The 19,652-nt window shown below is 71.0% G+C and carries 16 protein-coding genes and 2 pseudogenes; 6 read left to right on the top strand and 12 right to left on the bottom strand.

Annotated elements, in window-relative coordinates; genetic code table 11:
• Positions 1-51: 51 nt before the first annotated feature.
• The 3 genes and pseudogenes from MTP03_RS09430 to MTP03_RS09420 all read right to left on the bottom strand — a co-directional run bounded on the left by MTP03_RS09430 (position 52) and on the right by MTP03_RS09420 (position 3,369).
• Positions 52-1,653 (bottom strand): cation acetate symporter, encoded by a 1,602-nt coding sequence (locus MTP03_RS09430; RefSeq protein WP_371820964.1) that lies wholly within the window; start codon positions 1,651-1,653, stop codon positions 52-54.
• 29 nt (positions 1,654-1,682) lie between these two features.
• On the bottom strand, positions 1,683-2,027 hold the full coding sequence (locus MTP03_RS09425) for a DUF485 domain-containing protein (RefSeq protein ID WP_248491714.1): 345 nt from the start codon (positions 2,025-2,027) through the stop codon (positions 1,683-1,685).
• An 89-nt stretch (positions 2,028-2,116) separates the two neighbouring features.
• Positions 2,117-3,369, bottom strand: a pseudogene (locus MTP03_RS09420) (aspartate aminotransferase family protein).
• A gap of 20 nt (positions 3,370-3,389) precedes the next feature.
• Here MTP03_RS09420 and hrpA point away from each other — a divergent pair.
• Positions 3,390-7,330 (top strand): annotated as a pseudogene (hrpA, locus tag MTP03_RS09415) (ATP-dependent RNA helicase HrpA).
• Between the two features lie 67 nt (positions 7,331-7,397).
• Here the strand turns inward: hrpA and nrdR are convergent.
• Together nrdR and MTP03_RS09405 are read right to left on the bottom strand one after the other, a co-directional pair.
• Positions 7,398-7,874, bottom strand: coding sequence for a transcriptional regulator NrdR (gene nrdR / locus MTP03_RS09410; RefSeq protein ID WP_248491713.1), 477 nt, complete (start codon positions 7,872-7,874; stop codon positions 7,398-7,400).
• 216 nt (positions 7,875-8,090) lie between these two features.
• Entirely contained in the window at positions 8,091-8,354 is a 264-nt protein-coding gene (locus MTP03_RS09405; RefSeq protein ID WP_248491712.1) for a hypothetical protein, read from the bottom strand.
• Positions 8,355-8,977: 623 nt separating this feature from the next.
• Between MTP03_RS09405 and lexA the strand changes: the two genes are divergently transcribed.
• From lexA to MTP03_RS09385, 4 genes are all read left to right on the top strand, one after another.
• Entirely contained in the window at positions 8,978-9,688 is a 711-nt protein-coding gene (gene lexA / locus MTP03_RS09400; protein ID WP_248491711.1) for a transcriptional repressor LexA, read from the top strand.
• Between the two features lie 56 nt (positions 9,689-9,744).
• Complete coding sequence (locus MTP03_RS09395; RefSeq protein ID WP_248491710.1) at positions 9,745-10,578, top strand: helix-turn-helix domain-containing protein; 834 nt, start codon at positions 9,745-9,747, stop codon at positions 10,576-10,578.
• 141 nt (positions 10,579-10,719) lie between these two features.
• Positions 10,720-11,019 carry a cupin domain-containing protein gene (locus MTP03_RS09390; protein WP_248491709.1) on the top strand — a complete coding sequence of 100 codons (300 nt, stop codon included), beginning with the start codon at positions 10,720-10,722 and terminating at the stop codon, positions 11,017-11,019.
• A gap of 12 nt (positions 11,020-11,031) precedes the next feature.
• Positions 11,032-11,982 (top strand): alpha/beta fold hydrolase, encoded by a 951-nt coding sequence (locus tag MTP03_RS09385; protein ID WP_248491708.1) that lies wholly within the window; start codon positions 11,032-11,034, stop codon positions 11,980-11,982.
• Positions 11,983-12,012: 30 nt separating this feature from the next.
• On the opposite strand, the gene MTP03_RS09380 is transcribed toward MTP03_RS09385, so the two are convergent.
• Both MTP03_RS09380 and MTP03_RS09375 read right to left on the bottom strand, forming a co-directional pair.
• Entirely contained in the window at positions 12,013-13,161 is a 1,149-nt protein-coding gene (locus MTP03_RS09380; RefSeq protein WP_248491707.1) for an acyl-CoA dehydrogenase family protein, read from the bottom strand.
• A complete protein-coding gene (locus MTP03_RS09375; RefSeq protein WP_248491706.1) occupies positions 13,162-14,391 on the bottom strand; it encodes an acyl-CoA dehydrogenase family protein in 1,230 nt (409 codons plus the stop codon). It lies immediately after the preceding gene.
• Between the two features lie 86 nt (positions 14,392-14,477).
• Here MTP03_RS09375 and MTP03_RS09370 point away from each other — a divergent pair, with 86 nt between their 5' ends.
• Complete coding sequence (locus MTP03_RS09370; RefSeq protein ID WP_248491705.1) at positions 14,478-15,017, top strand: QsdR family transcriptional regulator; 540 nt, start codon at positions 14,478-14,480, stop codon at positions 15,015-15,017.
• Positions 15,018-15,023: 6 nt separating this feature from the next.
• On the opposite strand, the gene MTP03_RS09365 is transcribed toward MTP03_RS09370, so the two are convergent.
• The 5 genes from MTP03_RS09365 to MTP03_RS09345 are packed head-to-tail and all read right to left on the bottom strand — an operon-like array spanning position 15,024 to position 19,607.
• Positions 15,024-15,665, bottom strand: a complete 642-nt coding sequence (locus tag MTP03_RS09365) for a DUF1345 domain-containing protein (RefSeq protein ID WP_248491700.1) — start codon at positions 15,663-15,665, stop codon at positions 15,024-15,026.
• On the bottom strand, positions 15,662-17,071 hold the full coding sequence (hflX, locus tag MTP03_RS09360) for a GTPase HflX (RefSeq protein ID WP_248491698.1): 1,410 nt from the start codon (positions 17,069-17,071) through the stop codon (positions 15,662-15,664). Before hflX ends, MTP03_RS09365 begins: the two co-directional genes overlap by 4 nt.
• Before the next feature lie 60 nt (positions 17,072-17,131).
• Entirely contained in the window at positions 17,132-17,995 is an 864-nt protein-coding gene (gene dapF, locus MTP03_RS09355) for a diaminopimelate epimerase (RefSeq protein WP_248492110.1), read from the bottom strand.
• Between the two features lie 26 nt (positions 17,996-18,021).
• Entirely contained in the window at positions 18,022-18,981 is a 960-nt protein-coding gene (gene miaA / locus MTP03_RS09350) for a tRNA (adenosine(37)-N6)-dimethylallyltransferase MiaA (protein ID WP_371820933.1), read from the bottom strand.
• Entirely contained in the window at positions 18,978-19,607 is a 630-nt protein-coding gene (locus MTP03_RS09345) for a hypothetical protein (RefSeq protein WP_248491696.1), read from the bottom strand. Before MTP03_RS09345 ends, miaA begins: the two co-directional genes overlap by 4 nt.
• Positions 19,608-19,652 lie beyond the last annotated feature (45 nt).

The raw sequence follows: 19,652 nt of genomic DNA, 5'->3' as shown, positions 1-19,652 counted from the left end.
GTGCCCGCCCCTTCAGGTCGGGGACGGGCACCGTCGTCGCTGCAGGACCGGCTAGTGGTCGATGGCCTTCTCGACCCCGACTCCCGTGAGGGAGCGCACTTCCATCTCGACCGCCTTGTCGGTGAGTTCGGTGTCCGGCTTGCCGATCAGGGTGCCGAGGATGGCCAGGCCGAAGCCGACGGGGATCGACACCAGGCCCGGGTTCTGGAGCGGGAACCAGTGGAAGTCGACCGACGTGAACATCGACGTCGGCGTTCCCGACACCGCCGGGGAGAAGATGATCAGCACGATCGCCGAGATCAGACCGCCGTACATCGACAGTACCGCGCCGGTGGTGTTGAACTTCCGCCAGAACAGCGAGAACAGGATGGTCGGCAGGTTCGCCGACGCCGCGACCGCGAAGGCGAGCGCCACGAGGAACGCGATGTTCTGCCCCATCGCCCCGATGCCCAGGATGATCGACGCGACACCGATGACGACCACCGTGATCCGCGAGACCCGCACCTGCGATTCCTCGGACGCCTTCCCGCGTTTGATCACACCGTTGTAGATGTCGTGGGCCAGGCTCGCCGAGGCCGTGATGGCGAGGCCCGCCACCACCGCCAGGATGGTCGCGAACGCGACGGCCGAGATCACGGCCATCAACACCGTGCCGCCGAGCGAGAACGCCAGCAGCGGGGCCGCCGAGTTCACCCCGCCGGGCGCCTTCGTGATCACGTCGGCGCCCACGTACGCCGCGGCCCCGAATCCCAGCACCAGGGTGAAGATGTAGAACGCGCCGATCAGGCCGATGGCCCAGGTGACCGAGCGCCGGGCCTCCTTGGCGGTGGGCACCGTGTAGAAGCGCATCAGCACGTGCGGCAGGCCGGCGGTACCGAGCACCAGGGCCAGGGCGAGCGAGATGAAGTCAAGCTTCGTGGTCTCGGTCTTGCCGTACTTGAGGCCGGGCTCGATGATCTTCTCCCCCGACTTACTGCCGTCCATGGCCTTCTGCAGCAGGTCGGAGAAGTTGCCCTTGACGGCGGCCAGCACCATCAGCGTCATCACCAGGGCGCCGCCCACGAGCAGCACGGCCTTGACCATCTGCACGTACGTGGTGCCCTTCATGCCGCCGACGAGCACGTAGACGATCATCAGCACACCGACCACGGCGACGACGATCGCCTGCCCCGTCTCGCCCTTGATGTTCAGGAGCAGGGCGACCAGGCCGCCGGCGCCCGCCATCTGCGCGATCAGGTAGAACAGCGAGACGGTGAGCGTCGCCAGCGCGGCCGCCATCCGGACGGGGCGCTGCTTGAGCCGGAAGCTCAGCACGTCGGCCATCGTGAACTTGCCCACGTTGCGGAGGCGCTCGGCCACCAGTAGCAGCGCGACGAGCCACGCCACGAGGAAGCCGATCGAGTACAGGAAGCCGTCGTAGCCCTGCACGGCGATCGCACCGCAGATGCCGAGGAAGCTTGCGGCGGAGAGGTAGTCACCGGCGATGGCGAAGCCGTTCTGCGGGCCCGTGAACGTGGCGCCGCCGGTGTAGAAGTCGGTGGCCTTCTTCGTGGTACGGCTGGCCTTGATCACCAGGCCCATCGTGAGGCCGATGAACAGCAGGAAGATGATGATGTTCAGCGTGGTGGAACCCACCTGCTGGCCGATCTCGATCGAGCCGGGCTCCCATGCGAGGACGTCGGTCACTTGCCCGCCTCCCCCGCCTTGAGCTCGCCCTCGATGCGCTCACGCAGGTCAGTGGCCATCGGGTCGATCGTGTTGTTCGCGAACCGCACGTACGCCCAGGTGATCACGAACGTGGTCACGAATTGCCCGAGCCCGAGCACCAGGGCGACGTTGATGTTGCCCCACAGCCTCTGGCTCATGAAGTCGTGCGCGTACGTCGCGAGCAGGACGTAGAGCAGGTACCAGGTCAGGAAGGCCACCGAGATGGGGATCACGAACCGCGCCAGTCGCTGTCGCAGGTCGTGGAATTCCTTGCTGTCGTAGGCGCGCTGATAGACCGCAGCCGTATCCTCTTCGTTCACACGCGAAGTGTGTCACGCCTCACAATGCACGGGGTTTAATTCGTCGACAATCTGCGATGCAACGGTGTGCAACCCCCGATCCGGGGGTGTCAGGCGTCGAGCGCCCGTGCGGTCGCGGCGGCGATCTCGGCCACCTGCTCGTCGGTCGTGACGAAAGGCGGAGAGAACTGCAGCGTACCCAGCCCGGCCGCACGACCCGAAACCCCTGCGCGCGAAGCTTCTTCGCCATCGTCATCGCCTCCGCCGGCTCGTGCAGCTGGACGCCGGCCACGGCGCCCGTACCGCCGCGGACCTCCTTCACCTTCGGGTGGTCCGCCAGTGGCGACAGTTCCCGCATCAGCGTGTCCTGCAGCCGCAGCGCCTCGGCGACGAGGTTCTCGCGCTCCATGATGTCGAGCACCGCCATCGCGGCGGCCGCGCCCGCGGCGTGACCGCCGTACGTGTAGCCGTGCCGCCACCACACCCCGCCCGCGAAGAACGGCTCCGCGACGTCCGGCGCCACGAACAGCGCACCCATCGGGATGTAGCCGCTGGTGAGGCCCTTCGCGGTGGTCATCAGGTCCGGCTGCAGGTCGAACCGGCTCGAGGCGAACCACGCCCCGCCGATCCGGCCGAATCCGGTGATCACCTCATCGGCGATGAACAGCACGTCGTGCTCGCGGCAGATGTCCCGGACCTCGCGCAGGTAGCCCTCGGGCGGCGGAAGCAGGCCGCCCGCGCCGATCACCGGCTCGGCGACGAACGCGGCGATCGCATCGGCCCCGACGCGCTCGATCAGCCCGAGCAGTTCCTTCGCATCGTCCCAGGCGATCGTGGCGGTGCCGTCGAACAGTACGCCGCCGTAGCCCTCCGCGTTCGCCGGGATGCCGCCGAGGCTCGTACCGCCCACGTGCATGCCGTGGTACGCGTTGGACCGGCCGACGATGAGCTTCTTCCCGGGCCGGCCCTTCTCCTGCCAGTAGCGGCGGGCCAGCTTAATCGCCGAGTCCACGGAATCGGAGCCGCCCGAGGTGAAGAAGATCTTGCTGTCCGGCACCGGTGCGATGCCCTGCAGCCGCTCCGCGAGGGCCACGGTCGTGTCGGTCGCGGCGTCGCCGAAGCCCGTCACGTGCGCGACCTTGAGCAGCTGGTCGCGCACGGCGTCGGCGACCTCCGCGCGCCCGTGGCCCACGTTCGCGAACCACAGTCCCGCCGTCGCGTCCAGGTACCTGGTGCCGTCGGTGTCGAAGACGTACGCGCCCTCGCCGCGGGCGAACACGAACGCGCCGTCGCGCTCCACGGCGCCCATGTCCGCGAATCCGTGCCAGAGTGCCGATGAGGTCTTCGGTGCCTGTCCGCTCATGGTGGATAAACTAGTCGCAAATGACGAAGCAGGACACGCGCACCGCACGAGACTCCGGCGACGGCGGACCGTCGAAGCGCGACCTGTACGCCGCGCTCGGGACGGACGCCGCACCCGCGGTCACCCTGCGTGACGAGACACGGCTGCGCGGCAAGCTCAAGCGGGCCAAGGTTTCCGACCTCCCCCGCCTCGCCCGCGATGTGACGGCGGCCCGCGAGCGGTACGCCGAACGAGCGGCGGCGGTCCCGGCCATCGTCTACCCCGAGAACCTGCCCGTCAGCGCCCGGCGCGACGAGATCGCGAAGGCCATCGCCGAGAACCAGGTGATAATCCTGGCGGGCGAGACGGGATCCGGCAAGACCACGCAGTTGCCGAAGATCTGCCTCGAACTCGGTCGCGGGGTGCGCGGCATGATCGGGCACACCCAGCCGCGCCGGCTCGCCGCGCGCAGCGTGGCCGACCGGATCGCCGAGGAGACGAGGACCGAGCTCGGCGACGCCGTGGGGTACGCCGTGCGGTTCACCGACAAGATCTCGCCGAGAACGTCGGTCAAGCTGATGACCGACGGCATCCTGTTGCGCGAACTCACCCGCGATCGCCTTCTGCGCGACTACGACACGATCATCATCGACGAGGCGCACGAGCGCAGCCTCAACATCGACTTCCTGCTCGGCTACCTCCGGCAGATCCTGCCCCGCAGGCCGACCTCAAGGTCATCGTCACGTCCGCCACCATCGAGCCGGAACGGTTCGCGGCGCACTTCGCGAAGCCCGACGGTACGCCCGCCCCGTCATCGAGGTCTCGGGCCGCACCTACCCGGTCGAGGTCCGGTACCGCCCACTCGATGAGGACGACGAGCCGATCGACCAGGTGGAGGGGATCTGCCGTGCGGTCGACGAGCTGGCGCGCGAGGCGCCGGGCGACGTGCTGGTGTTCCTCTCCGGCGAACGCGAGATCCGCGACGCCGCCGAGGCACTCGCGGCGCGGGTGAAGCCGGGGACGGAGATCCTGCCGCTCTACGCGCGGCTGTCGGCGGCCGAGCAGCACCGAGTGTTCGCGCCCCATGCCGGTCGCCGGATCGTGTTGTCCACCAACGTCGCCGAGACCTCGCTGACGGTGCCCGGCATCAAGTACGTGGTCGACACCGGGACGGCCCGCATCTCCCGGTACTCGCTGCGCACCAAGGTGCAGCGGCTGCCGATCGAGCCGGTCTCCCAGGCCTCGGCGCAGCAGCGGTCCGGCCGCTGTGGCCGCACCTCCGACGGCATCGCGATCCGGCTGTACTCCGAGGAGGATTTCGACGCGCGTCCGGTGTACACCGATCCCGAGATCCTGCGCACCAACCTGGCCTCGGTGGTGCTGTCGATGACCGCACTGGAACTCGGCGACGTCGCGGCGTTCCCGTTCGTGCAGCCGCCCGACGAGCGGGCCGTCCGCGACGGTGTGGCCCTGCTCGAGGAACTCGGTGCACTCGAGCCGGATTCCCAGCCCGGGCATCGCCGCCTGACCCCGGTCGGCCGGCAGCTCGCCGATCTGCCCGTGGACCCGCGCATGGCCCGCATGCTGGTCGCGGCGCGCGAGCACGGAGTGCTGCCCGAGGTGCTCGTGATCGTCGCCGGCCTGTCGATCCAGGACGTGCGGGAACGGCCCGCCGAGCACCGTCAGGCCGCGGACGCGCAACACGCCCGCTTCACCGACCCGACGTCCGACTTCCTCTCCTACCTCAACCTGTGGCGGCACCTCGGCGAGCGCCGGGAGGAGCTGTCGTCCAGCGCGTTCCGGCGCGAGTGTCAGCGCGAGTTCCTGCACTACGTGCGCATCCGCGAATGGCAGGACCTGCAGGGGCAATTGCGGCAGATCTGTCGCGACCTGGGCTGGAAACTGGACTCACTGGGCCGGGAACCGGCCCTCGCCCGACCTCATCCATCGGGCGATGTTGGCCGGACTGCTGTCGCAGATCGGGCTGCGCGAGCCCGACGGGCGCGAGTTCCTGGGCGCCCGGGGCGCCAGGTTCCTCGTGTTTCCGGGGTCGTCGCTGGCGAAGAAGCCGCCGCGGTTCGTCATGGCGGGCGAGCTGGTGGAGACCTCGAGGCTGTTCGCGCGGACCGTCGCGAGGATCGAGCCGGAGTGGGCCGAGGAACTCGCGGGGCCGCTCGCGAAGCGCCACTACTCGGAACCGCACTGGTCCACGAAGCGGGAGGCCGTCCTGGCCAAGGAGCGCGTCACGCTGTTCGGCGTGCCGCTCGTCGCGGACCGCACGGTGAACTACGGGCGGATCGATCCCGACGTATCCCGGGAGATCTTCCTGCGGCACGCGCTCGTGCAGGGCGAATGGCGTACGCGGCACGGCTTCTTCGCGCGCAATCGCGCACTCCTCGACGACGTGGAGTACCTGGAGGACAAGGCCCGGCGCCGCGACATCGTGGTCGACGAGGACACCCTGTTCGACTTCTACGACCGTCGTGTCCCCGAGGGGATCGTCTCGTCCCGCCACTTCGACTCGTGGTGGAAGAAGACGTCGCGGACGCAGCCCGAGCTGCTCGACTTCACCACCGAGGACGTGCTCGCCGACGGTGCCGCCGACGTCACCGCCGACGCGTACCCCACGTCCTGGCTGCAGGGCCGCATCGAGGTGCCGCTGAAGTACCGGTTCGAGCCGGGTGCGGCCGACGACGGCGTCACGGCCCGGATCCCGGTCAAGGACCTGGCGACGGTGCGCGCGGACGGCTTCGAGTGGCTCGTCCCGGCGATGCGGGACGAGCTGGCGGCGGGCCTGATCAAGTCGCTGCCCAAGCAGCTGCGCCGCGAGGTGGTGCCCGCGCCGGACTTCGCCGCCGCGGCACTGGCGCGCCTGACTCCCCGGTCGGAGCCGCTGACCGAGGGTCTCGCGCGCGAGCTCACGCAACTGTCGGGCACCGTCATCCGGCCGGGCGACTTCTCCCCCGCGTCGCTCCCCGATCACCTCCGGGTGACGTTCGTCGTGATCGGCGACGACGGCCGCGAGCTCGCATCCGGCAAGGACCTGGACGCGCTCAAGCGCCGCCTGGGCGCGGCGGTACAGGCGGACCTGTCGAACCGGGCCGGGGCCTACGAGCGCGCGCCCGCGGCAGAGTGGACTGCGCAGACCCTCGGGGACGTACCCCGCCGCGTCGACACAGAAGTGCGGGGCAGCCGAGTGACCGGGTTCGGGACCCTCCATCCCGACCCCGACGGTGTGCGGGCCGGCGTGCGGGTGGTGGCCGACGAGGCGGAGCAGGCCCGGCTCATGGCTGCCGGACTGGACGTCCTGCTGTCGAACGCGCTTCCGGCTGTGCACAAGTCGCTGCTGCAGTCGCTCGGGCAGCGCGAGCGGCTGGCGCTGTCGCAGAGTCCCTACCCGACACCGATGGACCTGCTCGCAGACTGCCGGCGACGCGCCATCGCCGATCAGCGGGCCCGGGCTGCGCTCGCGTGGACCCCGGACGAGTTCGCCGCACTCACCGCGACGGTGCGCACGGAACTCGGCGAGACCCAGCAGCAGTACTTGGCGTGGGCCGCCTCCGCCATCGCGACGGCGACGGACCTGCGGGGCGCACTCGTGTCCGCCCCGCCGGCGTTGCGCGACGCGGCGGAGGACATCGCCGAGCAACTCGACGCGCTGCTGTTGCCCGGCTTCGTGGGCGCGACGCCGGGCACCCACCTGCAGCACCTGCCGAGGTACGTCGCGGCGGCCGCGGCGCGCTGGGCGGCGCTGCCCGCAGCCACCGATCGGGACGATCGCGGCATGGCGGTCCTCGACCGGGTCTACGCCGCGCTCACCGCGCGGCTCGACGCGCTGCCCGAGCACCGCCGGGACGCTGCGCTCGAAAGGATCAATTGGCAGATCGAGGAGCTCCGCGTGAGCCTGTTCGCGCAGTCCCTCGGTACCGCGGGATCGATCTCCGAGAAGAAAGTACTGGCCGCGATCGCGGCGCTGAGCTGAGCTGAAGTGAGCCGCGGACCGGCCGGGCCGGACCCTCCGGACCCGCCGGGCCGCCGGGTGACGCGCGTCAGGCCGCGTCGGTCGGCGTGCCCGACGCCGCGGCGCGGGCCCGCAGCTCCCGGATGGCCGCCTCGAAGTCCTCGATGGAGCTGAACCCCTGGTAGACGGAGGCGAACCGCAGGTACGCGACCTGGTCCAGGTCACGCAGCGGGCCGAGGATGGCGAGGCCGACCTCGTTCGCGGGCACCTCGGAGACACCCGAGGCGCGGACCGCGTCCTCCACCTGCTGCGCCAGCTTCTGCAGGTCGTCCTCCGCCACATCGCGCCCCTGGCACGCGCGGCGGACGCCCTTCATGACCTTCTCGCGGCTGAACGGCTCCGTGACCCCGTTGCGCTTGAGGACGGCGAGGACGGTGCTCTCGACGGTGGTGAAGCGGCGTCCGCACTCGTTGCACGACCGGCGTCGGCGGATCCCCTGCCCATCGTCGAACACACGCGAATCGACCACTCGGGTGTCCTCGTTCTTGCAGAACGGGCAATGCATCGGTTCACCTCCCGCGCGGGTGCGCTCGGCCGTACGGCGGGGCAGCTGCAACACCGTGGCCCCTGCCACGGTCGCGCTCCGCGATCTCGTTCCCGAGGATACTCGGCGGGGGAACCGCACCACGTTATCGAGGTGCGTCACGCGCCCGCCCTGCCGGGAATCCGCGATCACCATTCGCATCGTCATGGTCTGCGTCCTTCGTCCTCGTGCGCGCCGTCAGTACCGCGGCGTGATCAGCGTCTGTCCGGCGCGGACGCGGCCGTCCCGCAGGCCGTTGATCTCCGAGATCGCCGCGACCACGGACGCGGCCTCGCGCCCGGGCGCGATCTCCGCGGCGATCTGCTCGAGGTCCTGCCCGCGCGGACCGTCACGATCGACGTGAGCGCCGGACGGGCGGACACCGACGGCGCCGGCTCGGACCGCGCGCCGCCGAACAGCAGGACGACGCCCAGGAACGCACCCACTGCGAGCGCGAGGCACAGTAGCGCCGACGGCCCCGGCGTGCGGCGCGCGCACCCGCCCTGCCTGGAGATCCCCCGGGCCGCGGGGCGGGTAGCCGGACGCACGCGCGGACGTTCGACGGTGCGCCGCGCCGCCCCGCGGGCGCCGGTGACTCGGACCGCTCCACCCTCTGTTCGAACAACACCCTCCCAGGAGGTGTTCGACGGGGTGATCGAACCCTCGGCCTCCGCCGCGGCGCGCGCCCCCGCGAGCCGCGGCGACAGCCCGCGCGCCCGCGTCGCCACTCTCCGATCCTGCCCTGCGGCGGTGCGGCGGCGGCCGGCAGCAGCGCCTGCTTCAGCGCGCTGTCCTGCGGCGATGACTTCCCGATCCATGATCGCGGTCATGATCTCTCCTAGCGTCGGTAGCGGTTCGTTCTCGCTCACTCACAGGTCTATCGGAGTGGACTGACAAGTTTTCAATCCTGCCCCACCAGTCACACATGAATGCGTGCAAGCGTTCGAGAGAACTTCTGTTCGATTTCTACCACACCCCGGCGACGCGCGGAAGACACGCGGGCGAAATTCTCGAACAGATGTTTGTCACGGTGTGCGAACTGGACTACAGTGGGCGTAGAACCAGACGGGCGTGAGGAGCGACACATGGCAGAAGAACGACAGGTCCAGCACCGGGACAAGCGCTTCCGCGACGCACAGGGCAACGTCTCCGAAGATCACCTCACGCGTCGCCAGAAGCAGGTCCTCGAGGTCATCCGCCGGTCCGTGCGCGACCGCGGTTATCCGCCCAGCATCCGCGAGATCGGCGACGAGGTGGGGCTCACGTCCACGTCGTCGGTGGCGCACCAGCTGCGCACGCTCGAGCGTCTCGGGTTCCTGCATCGCGACCCGAACCGTCCGCGCGCGGTCAACGTCGAGGGCGCCGAGGAGCGCACCGCACAGGTCATCCAGAAGGTGATGGAGGACGAGGACCGGATGCCCGAGCCGGCGTTCGTCCCGGTTCTCGGCCGGATCGCCGCGGGTGGCCCCATCCTCGCGGAGGAAGCGGTCGAGGAGATCTTCCCGCTCCCCCGCGAACTCGTGGGCGAGGGCTCACTGTTCCTGCTCAAGGTGATCGGCGAGTCGATGACCGACGCCGCCATCTGCGACGGGGACTGGGTGGTGGTCCGTCAGCAGTCGGTCGCCGAGAACGGCGACATCGTGGCGGCCATGCTGGACGGCGAGGCCACCGTGAAGACCTTCCGCCGCACCGGCAAGGACGTCTGGCTCATGCCGCACAACCCCGCGTTCGATCCCATCCACGGCAACGACGCGGTGATCCTCGGCAAGGTGGTCACCGTGATGCGACGGATCTGACCTCCCCGGCACAACGATTCCGACGCAGCGCGCCCGGATCGGCTTAGCATGGTGTGGTGCCAATCGAGTCGAACGGATGGGCCGACGACCGATGGGAGATCGCGCAACCGTCGCGCATGCGGATGCCCACCGGCGTGAGCATCGCCGGGTTTCGCGACCGGCGGGTAGTCGGTCACACCGACATCCCCGTACTTCCCCGCCCCGCGGTCACGATCGTCCTGGGCTTCGGTGAGCGAGACGTCGCCGTACACGACACCGACGGGCGCGAGCACCGGGGCGGCGTCGTCGGTGGCCTTGCGCCGAGCGGTGCGCGAATCCGCGGCGCCGGCATCGGCTGTGTGGAACTCCGCCTGTCCCCGGCGGTCGCACGCGCGGCACTCGGCGTCCCCGTGCGCGAGCTGGCCGGGGTGTCCTCAGCCGGGGATGTGCTCGGCCCGCGCACCGTCGACGACGTCCGAGAGCGGATGTCGGATGCCCGCTCATGGGACGAGCGTTTCAGAATGGCCCTGCACCTGGTCGCGCGGCGGATCGACCAGGACCACCACCGGACTGACGACGAAGTGACATGGGTGTGGAACCGGATCTCGGCGCACCGGGGAAGGGTGCGGATCGAATCGTTGGCGGACGAGATCGGGTGGAGCCGGAAGCGCTTGTGGTCCCGCTTCCACGATCAGATCGGTCTCTCGCCCAAGTACGCCGCGCGCTTGATCCGATTCGATCACGCTGCGGCGCAGCTGATCACGGGCCAGGCCCCGGCGCTGGTCGCAGCCGCATGCGGGTACTCCGACCAGTCGCACCTGCACCGCGACGTGCGGTGGTTCGCCGGAACCACGCCGACCACCCTGGCCACTCGGTCCGACTGGGCCGTCGACCTGCTCGCGCACCCGTAGCCGAGGCGGAACATTCGTCCAAGATCGTGCACGCTCCACTGCTCAGAATCATCGTATGCACGCACACGATCCGACAGCACTCGCACGCCCCCCCCCTTCGACTTCCGCGTCCTCACCTCGTTCAACGACGGTGAGTTCTGCGTGTATCGGGGCGACCGGCTCGACACGTCCGACTGGGAACTCCACCCCGACACCGACGAGCTCCTGATGGTGCTCGCCGGCAGCGTCACCGTCGAGATCCTCACCGCGCACGACAGCACCCTGGTGCCGCTCACCGCGGGCCAGTTCGCCGTGGTTCCGAAGGGCCACTGGCACCGTCATACCCTGGTGCACGATGTGATCGAAATGTTCTACACGCCGGGGAGGACGATCGAATCGGTCGCGGAGGATCCCCGGCTGACGGACGACACCGCCCGGACCGACGCCGAACCCGGCCGGTAGCGCTATGGCACTGTGGAGCGGCGAGCCGATCGAACGGCGCATCCGCGACGCCGAACGCCGGGTGTTCGAGAACCTCGACCTTCCGATGACAGAGCGAGCGATCGCACTGGCCGAGCCGTCGACGGTCGTTCGGGTGCTCGAGACGGGCACCGGCCCGCCGCTGCTCCACCTGAACGGGATCTCGGCCCCGGCGCCGGGTTCGCACCGCTCGTCGCGCGGCTTCCCGGGTATCGGCACATCCTCGTCGACCTGCCGGGCCACGGCCTGTCGCGGCCCTACTCGTGGCGGGGACGCCCCGTCCGAACGCAGGCCGGCGACGTCGTCACGAGCCTCCTGGATGCGTTGTACCTGGATCGCGCGGCGTTCGTGGGAAACTCCCTCGGCGGACTGTTCACCCTCTGGGCCGCGATCGACCGGCCTGAGCGCGTGTCGGCGGCGACGATCGTCGGCGCGCCCGCCACGGCGATCGCGGGCCTGCGTGGCACCGCTGCGATGGCGACGATGACGGCCCCGATCCGCGGGCGCGCCGTGCAGTGCGCCATGCGGTTGCCGTCACCCGCGTCGCTCGCACGCGACGCACTCACCGAAGCGCTCGGCCGTCGAGCGGTCGACGCGATGACCGACGACATGATCGACCTCCACCGGCTTCCGCTGCGCCTGCCCGGACAGGCGCGGTCGTATCGCGCTCTGCTGCGGCGCCTGCTGCGCGGGCGCGTCCCTCGCTCCGAGAACGTCCTGACCGGCGCCGAGCTCGCCCGGATCGCGTGTCCGGTTCTCTTCCTCTGGGGAGAGCAGGACGTGTTCCTCCGTGCGGAGGACGCCCGGCCGAGTGTCGCGGCGATTCCGCGTGCCCGGTTCGAGTCGGTCCGCGGCGGCCACGCCCCGTGGTTCGACGATGCCGCCGGGTGCGCTGCACTGATCGACGACTTCCTCCGCGCGCCGGATATCACCGCTCGCCCCTGAAACGAGCAACCCCCGCTGCGGCACCCTGCGTCAGGTCGCGGTCGCCTCCGCGTACCGGTGCAGGTGATCGGTGGCGGACCCGAACTCGGTCTCGATCGCGGTGAGTCGCTTGAAGCAGTGCCCGATCGCGAGCTCCTCGGTGAGCCCCATCCCGCCGTGCAGCTGCACCGCGTTCTGGCCGATGAATCGGGCCGCGCGGGCGATGGTGATCTTCGCCGCCGAGACGGCCCGGCGCCGCGCGGCGGGCTCGGCGTCCAGGTTCAGCGCCGCCAGGTGCGCGGCCGCGACGGCCTGTTCCAGCTCCAGCGCCATGTCCACCATGCGGTGCTGCAGCACCTGGAACGAGCCGATGGGCACGCCGAACTGCTTGCGCTGCTTCGCGTATTCGACGGTGTCGGTGACGACCCGCCGCATGATGCCGACGGCCTCGCTGCAGACGGCGGCGGCACCGTCGTCGAGGGAACGTTCGAGGAGCTCCCAGGCCCCGCCCTCGGGCCCGACGAGCGCGGCGGCGGGCACCCGCACGCCGACGAGGTCGAGGTCGCCGGCGTGATGGTCGTCGATCGTGCGGAAGTAGCGGGCGGTCGCTCCCGGCGGCGGCACCTGCGGATCGAATTCGAGGAGGAACAGCGACAACCCGTCCCGGTTGAGCCGCTCGCCGGACGTGCGCGCCACGACGATCAGATGGGTCGCGAGCGGCAGGTCGGCGACGACCGTCTTCGCCCCGGACAGCACGTAGTCGGCGCCGTCGCGCACCGCCCGCGCCTGCACGTCCCACGGCTCCCGCCCGGAATCGGGCTCGATGTGCGCCAGCGCGATCCGCGCGCCGCCCTCCGTGACCGCAGCGCACACCGCTTCCGCCGCAGCGCCGCCGGCCCGGGCGAGCAACCCGCCGCCGACCACGGTGGTGCCGATGAACGGCTCCACCACGAGCGCGCCGCCGAGTTCCTCGGCGATCACCATCGTCTCCTCGGCGCCGCCGCCGAGCCCGCCCACGGACTCGGGCAGGACCGCGGCGAGGATCCCCAGTTCGACCGCGAACGCCTCCCAGACGGCGGGCTGCCAGCGCTCCGCCGAGCGTGCTGCAGAACGGGATTCGGTCAGCGGGTACCGCCCGGCGAGGTAGGCGCGAACGGAGTCGCGCAGCATCGTCTGTTCGTCGGTGAGTGAGAAGTCCATTTACAGCCCCAATGCCGCTTTCGCCAGGATGTTCCGTTGAATCTCGTTGGAGCCCGCGTAGATCGATCCCGCGCGGTCGTTGAAGTAGCGCAGCGGTGCCACCGCCTGCCACAACTCGCCGCTGTGTGCGCCGCCGGGCGGCGGCAGGTACTCGACCACCGGGCCTCCGGGCCGGGTCACGTGCGGCTGATACACCCGGCCCCGCGGGCCCGCGGACTTGTGAATGAACTCCGTGATCGCCTGGCTCAGCTCGGTTCCCAGGATCTTGAGCATCGATGCCGCAGGCCCCGGATTGCCGCCCGCCGCCAGCACGGCGAGGGAGCGGTGTTCGAGTACCTCCAGCACGTCCACGCGGGCGCGCAGCTCGGCGAGTCCCCTTCGGAAGTCGTCGTCCTCGGCAAGGGCCCGCCGCCACGGCCGGGGACACCCCGGCCTGCGCCGCGAGCCGGTCGAGCGAGACCTGCAGCCAGGAGCCGCGGCGCCGCCGCCGCGCTCGAACTCGAGCAGGTACTTCGCGACGGTCCAGCCCTCGTCGATCTTCCCGAGCACGTTCGCCTTCGGCACCCGCACCCGGTCGAAGAAGACCACGTTCTGCACCTCCTCCCCGGAGGCCATGACGAGCGGCTGGATCTCGATGCCCGGCACCGTCATATCGAGGAGCAGGAACGTGATGCCCTGCTGCTTGCGCTCCCCTTTCGACGTGCGGACCAGAGCAAACATCCAGTTCGCCTCGCGCGCGTGCGTGGTCCAGATCTTGGATCCGGTGAGGACCAGATCGTGGCCGTCGGACTCGGCGCGCATCGACAGCGAGGCGAGGTCCGATCCCGATTCCGGTTCGGAGTACCCCTGGCAGAAGAACACCGACGCGTCGAGGATCCGCGGCAGGAAGAACGTCTTCTGGTCGTCCGTGCCGAACCTGATGATCGCGTGCGCCACCATCCGAATCCCCATGGGCGAGAGGAACGGTGCCCCGGCGAGCACGGACTCCCGCGCGAAGATGTAGTGCTGCGCCACCGTCCAGTCGCAGCCGCCGTGCTCGACCGGCCAGGCGGGTGCCGCCCAGCCGCGCTCGTGCAGGATCGCCTGCCACTGAAGGCTCGCCTCGTGGTCCGAGTACACGCTGGTCGCGAGGTCGCCTGCGGCCCGCAGGTCGTCGGTCAGGTGCTCGTCCAAGAACGCCCGCACCTCGTCGCGGAAGGCCTCTTCCTCCGCTGTGAACGCCAGATCCATCCGGATCTCCCCTCGTTGACACCCTCGCCCTAGCGAGACACAATAGAAGTATGTCTCAACCGGAGCGATCTGCCAACCCTTCCGCGGTGATCGCCCAGGCGGCGGAATGGTTCCGGGTGGGTCGGCGGGTCGACCTGGGCCGCCTCGCGAACGCCTGCGGGGTCGGCCGCGCGACGCTCTACCGCTGGTTCGACGGCCGCGAGCAGGTGGTCGGCGAGGCGATCTGGCTGGGTATCGCCCAGGCGATCGAGCGCGTCGAGTCGGCCGAGCCCGACATCGACCGCGCCGCGTTCCTCCGCTCGTTCTCGCGCCTCGCGCACGAGGTCCGCGAGTACCCGCCGCTCGCCCGATTCGCCTCCGACGAGCCGGAATTCGCGATGCGCGTACTCCAATCCAGCGGCAGCGTGGTGCAGTCCCGGCTGATCGACTGGGTGCGAGCCCGGCTCACGGACCTCTCGATCCCCGGTCCCGACGGGGCCCGCGGCGTCTCCCGCGAGGATCTCGCCTACGCGATCGTCCGGCTCGCCGAGTCGTTCCTGTGGTCGGACATGATCATCGGCACACCGCCCCGGCCCGACAAGGCGACCGCGCTCGTGGAGTTGTTGCTGGACTCCGCGTCCCGGTGAGCGGCGTTAGTCCGCGACGATGCCGACGACCAGGTTGATGGCGGTCGCGAGGATGACGGTGCCGAACGCGTACGACAGCAGGCAATGCCGCAGCACCACGGCCCGGATCTCCGAGGTGGAGACCGAGTTGTCGGACACCTGATACGTCATGCCCAGGTTGTAACTGAAGTAGAAGAAGTCCCGGTACGCGGGCGGTTCGTCACTCCCCCAGTCGATACCACCGGGCTCGTCACCCTCGTCGCCGTAGTACAGCGCGGCGTACTGGGTGGCGTACGTTAGGTGCAGCGAAGCCCATACCGCGAACGCCGCGAGCAGTGCCCCGCCCGCCGCGACGTTCTTCGCGTCCGTGTGGCCGGCCAGCAGCAGGATGAGGATCGCGACCAGCCCGCTCACCGCGATGACGCCCACCACGAGTTCCGTACCCCGGGGACGGAAGTTCTCCCGGCGCACCGTCGCTCTGGTGGACGCGGCGTCGAGCGGCCACAGGAACAGCCACCCGACCACCACGAAGACCAGTGCCGCGACACCGATCCCCAGAAGTGCGCCGAGGCCGAAGCCGGCGAAGGCGCCCACCGCGAAGGCCGTCACGACACCGACGGCGAGCGCACCCGCGGCGCGCGCGGTGGCGGACGGCGGTGTGCGGGTCATCGCGCCGAGAACGGAGCGAGCGCCCCCGCCAGCGCGCCGGGGACCCGGGCGACGATCCGCGTACCGTCGGCCTCGTGCTCGGCCGTGACGACCGTACCCTCGGCGTGGATCCGGGCGAGCAGGTCGCCCCGCTCGTAGGGCAGCAGCGCCGCGACCTCGACGTCGCCCGCGGTGATCAGCTCGGTCATGCGTCCCAGCAGCTCGCCGACGCCCTCGCCGGTGTGCGCCGACACGAACACCGCGTCGGGAAGCGCGACCCGCAACTGGGCCAGCACGAGCGGATCCGCGGCGTCGGTCTTGTTGACCACCAGCAACTCGCGGGGCAGCGCGGCCTCGCGCTCACCGGCGACGTCGCGCAGCACCTGGCGCACCGCGTCGATCTGGCGCTGCGGCATCGGATCGCTGCCGTCCACGACGTGCACCAGCAGGTCGGCGTCCACGACCTCCTCCAACGTGGAACGGAACGCCTCGACGAGCTGCGTCGGCAGGTGACGCACGAAGCCGACGGTATCGGTGAGGACCACGTCGCGGCCGTCGGTGAGGGTGCCGTGGCGGGTGGTCGGGTCGAGGGTCGCGAAGAGCGCGTTCTGTACCAGCACACCCGCGCCGGTGATCGCGTTGAGCAGGCTCGATTTGCCCGCGTTGGTGTATCCGGCGATCGCCACGGCGGGCACGCCCGAGCGGCGGCGCGCGCCGCGCTTGGTGTCGCGCGCCTGCTTCATCCCCTTGATCTCACGCCGCAGCTTCGCCATCCGCTCGCGGATGCGGCGCCGGTCGGTCTCGATCTTCGTCTCACCGGGACCGCGCAGGCCCACCCCGCCGTTGCTGCCGGCGCGACCGCCCGCCTGTCGGGACAGCGCCTCGCCCCAGCCGCGCAGCCGCGGCAGCATGTACTCCATCTGCGCGAGGCTGACCTGCGCCTTGCCCTCGCGCGAGCTGGCGTGCTGGGCGAAGATGTCGAGGATCAGGGCGGTCCGGTCGATGACCTTCACCTTCACCACCTTCTCCAGGGCGTTCAACTGCGCGGGCGTGAGCTCGCCGTCGCAGATCACCGTGTCGGCGCCGGTGGCGAGCACGACCTCGCGCAGCTCGTGCGCCTTGCCGGAGCCGATGTACGTGGCCGGGTCGGGCCGGTCGCGGCGCTGGATCACGCCCTCGAGGACCACGGAGCCCGCGGTCTCGGCCAGGGCCTTGAGCTCGGCGAGCGAGGAGTCGGCCTCCGCGGCGGACCCACTGGTCCAGACGCCCACGAGCACGACCTGCTCGAGGCGCAGTTGGCGGTACTCGACCTCGGTGACGTCGTCGAGCTCGGTCGAGAGGCCGACGACGCGACGGAGCGACGAACGCTCCTGCAGCTGGAGTTCGCCGACGGTCGGGGCCGGCGCCCAGGTTTCCATGTCTGTCATATGCCTCCAGTGTGTCACGATCCGACACGGGAGGTCACGCGGGTTTTCTCGCGCCGCGGATCAGTCGTGCAGCGCGCTCGGGCGCACCGTGCCCGAGGCGACGATCCGGCTCGGACCGCGGAGCACGGCACCGTCGGGCGAGACCGTGACGGTGACCGACCCGCCCGGGACGTGAACGACCACCTCGCCGGTCTCACTACCGGCTGCGCGCAGGGCCGCGACCGCGGCGGCGACGGTGCCCGTCCCGCACGACCGCGTCTCCCCCGATCCGCGCTCGTGCACGCGCATGTGGACCGCGCCGTCGGCGAGCGGCGTGAGCACCTCGACGTTCGTGCCGTGCGGGAACAGGCCGTGGTCGAAGGTGGGAGCGCTCGCCACGTCCAGGGCGTTGAGATCCGCGGCGGTGAGGCCGGGCACGACGCAGGCGATGTGCGGGTTGCCCACGTCGACGGCGATCCCCGCCAGGTCCCGGCCGCCGACTCCGGCGGACGACTCCCCGAAGACGCGCGCCACCCCCATCGATACCGACACCTCGGCCGACTCGGGATCGGCGCGGTGCACGCGCACGGGCTTGGCGCCGGCGCGCGAGCCGACGGTGAACTCGTCGCCCGCGACCAGCGCGTTCGCCGCGAGGAAATGCGCGAACACGCGCACACCGTTGCCGCACATCTCGGCGATCGAGCCGTCGGAGTTGCGGTAGTCCATGAACCAGTCGTCGCGCCCCACACCCGCAGGCACGGCGCCGAGCACCCCCGCGTCCAGCAGGTCGCCCGCGCGGGCGACGCGGAGCACCCCGTCGGCCCCGATGCCGGCGCGGCGGTCGCAGAGCGCGGCCACGAGGCCCTCGGTGAGGTCGATGTCGACCCCGGGGTCCGGCAGGATCACGAAGTCGTTCTCCGTGCCGTGGCCCTTGAGGAAGTCGATCGCGGGGACTGGGACGGTCATGCCGGTCAGTCTACGGTCCGCGGCGGCCGCCACGCCGGGGCGGCGTGCGCGGCGAGGGCGGCGTCCAGGAGGCCCGGGGCGGCACCGTCGAGCCAGACGACGCGCGGGTCGCGCCGGAACCAGGACCGCTGGCGCCGCACGTACCGGCGCGTGCCGACGAAGGTGAGCTCGCGGGCGTGATCGAGGTCGTACTCGCCGTCGAACGCGGCCAGGACCTGCGCGTACCCGATCGCGCGGGAGGCGGTGACGCCGTCGCGCAGGCCGCCTTCCTCGAGTGCGCGCACCTCGTCGACGAGGCCCTCCTCGAACATCCGCCGGGTGCGCTGCGCGATCCGGGCGTCCAGCGCCTCGGTGTCGCGGTCCACGGCGACGATCGCGGCGTCCCAGCGGGCGGGCCCGATCTCCGGGGCCGACGCCGCGAAGGGCTCGCCCGTGAGCGTCACCACCTCGAGCGCGCGGACGATCCGCCGGCCGTCGGTGGGGAGGATCTTCGCCCCGGCGGCGGGGTCGAGTGCGGCGAGCTCGCCGTGCAGGGCCAGTGGTCCGACCTCGGCGAGCCGGTCCTCGAAACGTCGCCGCACGCCGGGATCGGTCGCCGGGAAGCTCCACTCGTCGAGCAGGGCCTGGTAGTACATCATCGAGCCGCCCACGATCACGGGCGTGCGGCCCGCGGCGAGTAGAGCGTCGACGTCGGCGCGGGCGCGCTCCTGATAGGCGGCGACGGTCGCGGTCTCGGTCACGTCGAGCACGTCCAGCTGATGGTGCGCGATCCCGCGGCGCTCGGCCACGGGCAGCTTCGCCGTGCCGATGTCCATGCCGCGGTACATCTGCATCGCGTCGATGTTGACGACCTCACCGCCGAGGCGCTCCGCGAGGTCCAGGGCCAGATCGGACTTACCGGTCGCGGTCGGCCCGACGACGGCGATCGGGCGAACGGTGCCGGAGGCGCCCGACGTGCTCGTCACGCCGATCCCCCGACGGCCACCAGGTAGCCCACGCCGAACGGCGCGCCCCGGTAGAGGATCTCCGCCGTGCCGCCGGCGAAGGCCGCGGCCGCCGCGCGCCAGGCGTCGTCGAGTCCGTCGGCGGGACCGCCGTCGCACACCGCCGCGACCTGCGCCGCGAAGACGGCCTCGTCCTCGGGACGGTGGCCGCCCGGGGCGCGCGCGGTCAGCGTGGCCGGGCCGTCGAGGACGAACACGAGGCCGTCGGCGTCGTCGTCCTCGGTCAGCAAGGCGGACGGTGCGCTGCTGCCCCGCAGCCAGGACGCGACGAGCAGCGGGAGCGGCCAGTGCGGGTCCGGGCCCTTGTCGCCCGACGGTCCGCCGGGCGCCGCGGTCACGAGCACGTCGGCGCCGAATCCCACGAAGGTCCCGGCCCGGCCGGACGCGAGCGGCGGCGCACCGTCGGAACCGGTCAGCGGGCCGGCGGCGACGACGCGCCACGTGTGCGCCCGCGCGCCGAGCCACCGTCCGGCCTGCAGAACCGCGGCGCGCACCCGGTCCGCGTCGGGGTCGCCGGGGCTGCCCACCAGCTCCGGAACGAGCAGGGGGGCGCCGGGGATCACGACGGCGGGACGTGGTCTGTGCACACGAAGAACGCTAATCGATCGCGCCGAGGCGCCCGCAGAGTGCTT

Source organism: Tsukamurella sp. PLM1, assembly GCF_023168325.1.
GTDB lineage: Bacteria > Actinomycetota > Actinomycetes > Mycobacteriales > Mycobacteriaceae > Tsukamurella.
The sequence above is the reverse complement of the archived record's forward strand: the minus strand, read 5'-3'. Positions and strand labels throughout refer to the sequence as shown.

What these genes read in the sequence shown, in the direction of transcription:
- nrdR (WP_248491713.1), bottom strand. Translation starts at nt 7,874, where the DNA reads ATGCATTGCCCGTTCTGCAAGAACGAGGACACCCGAGTGGTCGATTCG.
- lexA (WP_248491711.1), top strand. Translation starts at nt 8,978, where the DNA reads ATGGCAGAAGAACGACAGGTCCAGCACCGGGACAAGCGCTTCCGCGAC.
- MTP03_RS09380 (WP_248491707.1), bottom strand. Translation starts at nt 13,161, where the DNA reads ATGGACTTCTCACTCACCGACGAACAGACGATGCTGCGCGACTCCGTT.
- MTP03_RS09375 (WP_248491706.1), bottom strand. Translation starts at nt 14,391, where the DNA reads ATGGATCTGGCGTTCACAGCGGAGGAAGAGGCCTTCCGCGACGAGGTG.
- MTP03_RS09365 (WP_248491700.1), bottom strand. Translation starts at nt 15,665, where the DNA reads ATGACCCGCACACCGCCGTCCGCCACCGCGCGCGCCGCGGGTGCGCTC.
- hflX (WP_248491698.1), bottom strand. Translation starts at nt 17,071, where the DNA reads ATGACAGACATGGAAACCTGGGCGCCGGCCCCGACCGTCGGCGAACTC.